The organism is Streptomyces tateyamensis (assembly GCF_003205575.1).
GTDB lineage: Bacteria > Actinomycetota > Actinomycetes > Streptomycetales > Streptomycetaceae > Kitasatospora > Kitasatospora tateyamensis.
In genome coordinates this window covers 1-1,613 of the sequence record NZ_PYBW01000216.1, presented here as the reverse complement: position 1 = coordinate 1,613, position 1,613 = coordinate 1, and the positions used below count along the sequence as shown (strand labels likewise).

Below are 1,613 nucleotides of genomic sequence, written 5' to 3'. Positions count from 1 at the left end.
GTCAGGTGGCGTCGCCGGCGGATGGTGTCCCGCTGTGTGGTGTAGCCGATCACGGGTGAGGTGTGCGCGGGCTCGCTCCCGGGGCGCACACCGACGAGGGCCTCACACTCCCTGAGCATGAGTCAGCCACCGTGCAACTCTCCGAAGTGAACGGCCAGTTCAACCAAGGAGGCGCACGGTGGCCCTGTCCCAGTCTGACCTACTACGCCTGCTGGAGTCACTACGTTCGGCAGACGGGCTCGAACTCGTCCGCGGGGTGGCCGAGCGGATGCTCCAGGAACTGATCGAGGCCGAGGCCACCGCGAGGATCGGCGCCCAGTGGAACGAGCACACCGAGACCCGCACCGGGTTTCGCAACGGGCACCGCGACAAGACGCTGACCACCGCGGCCGGCGACCTGGACCTGGCCATCCCCAAGCTGCGGGCGGGCAGCTTCTTCCCCGCACTGCTGGAGCGACGCCGCCGGATCGACCAGGCCCTGTACGCGGTCATCATGGAGGCCTACGTCCACGGCGTGTCCACGCGATCGGTCGACGACCTGGTCAAGGCCCTGGGTGCGGACACCGGCATCTCCAAGAGCGAGGTCTCCAGGATCTGCCAGGACCTCGACGGGCAGCTGACCGCCTTCCGCGGCCGACCCCTGGACCACGTCCGATTCCCCTACATCTACCTGGACGCGACCTACTGCAAAGCCCGGGTCGAGCACCAGATCGTGTCCCGCGCCGTGGTCGTGGCCACCGGCATCACCGAGGACGGCGGCCGCGAGGTGCTCGGGGTCATGGTCGGCGACAGCGAGACCGAACTGTTCTGGACCGAGTTCCTGCGCTCCTTGCGTGAACGCGGCCTGGCCGGGGTCCGACTCGTGATCGGCGACCACCACCTCGGCCTGGTCAAGGCGATCCGCAAGGTCATGATCGGGGCTTCCTACCAACGCTGCAGGGTCCACTTCCTGCGGAACGTGTTCAGCGTGATCAACAAGGACGCCGGCGAGATGGTCGCCGCGACGATCCGCACGATCTTCGCCCAGCCCACCGCCGAGGCGGTCCGCACCCAACTCGACACCGTCGCCGACATGCTCGGCACGCAGTTCCCGAAGGTCCGTCAGATGCTGCTGGAGGCGAAGGACGACCTGACCGCCTTCGCGGCCTTCCCGGAACGACATTGGAAGAAGATCCAGTCCACCAACCCGCTGGAGCGGATCAACCGCGAGATCAAACGCCGTACCGACGTCGTCCAGGTCTTCCCCAACGACGACGCCCTCCTGCGGCTGGTCACCGCAGTGCTCTTCGAACTCCACGACGAGTGGATCGCCTTCCCCCGCCGCTACCTGCCCGAAGGCAGCATGGACCAGCTCTACCCGGCCAAGCTCCCCCAAAGCGCCCCCGCACTACCCAACACGCCCACCGACTGATCGGCTACACCACCAAGCGGGACACGACCCGCCGGCGCCGGGTGATCCCCCGGATGTCGCGTTCGCGCATGATCCGCTCGACCCTCTTCCGGTTGATCGCATGGCCGCCTCGCCGCAGCTCTGCATGCACGCGCGGGGCACCGTAGGCGCCCCGGGAAGTGGCGTGGATCTCGCGGATCCGACCGGCCAACTCGTCCTCGGC

Annotated in this window: 2 protein-coding genes; one reads left to right on the top strand and one right to left on the bottom strand. The window is 67.8% G+C overall.

Annotated elements, in window-relative coordinates; genetic code table 11:
* The first annotated feature begins 178 nt into the window (after positions 1-178).
* Positions 179-1,411 carry an IS256 family transposase gene (locus C7C46_RS32735; RefSeq protein ID WP_110673548.1) on the top strand — a complete coding sequence of 411 codons (1,233 nt, stop codon included), beginning with the start codon at positions 179-181 and terminating at the stop codon, positions 1,409-1,411.
* 4 nt (positions 1,412-1,415) lie between these two features.
* Here C7C46_RS32735 and C7C46_RS32730 read toward each other — a convergent pair.
* Positions 1,416-1,613 (bottom strand): IS3 family transposase (locus tag C7C46_RS32730; RefSeq protein ID WP_281278605.1); only part of this gene is annotated, 198 nt, incomplete at its 5' end.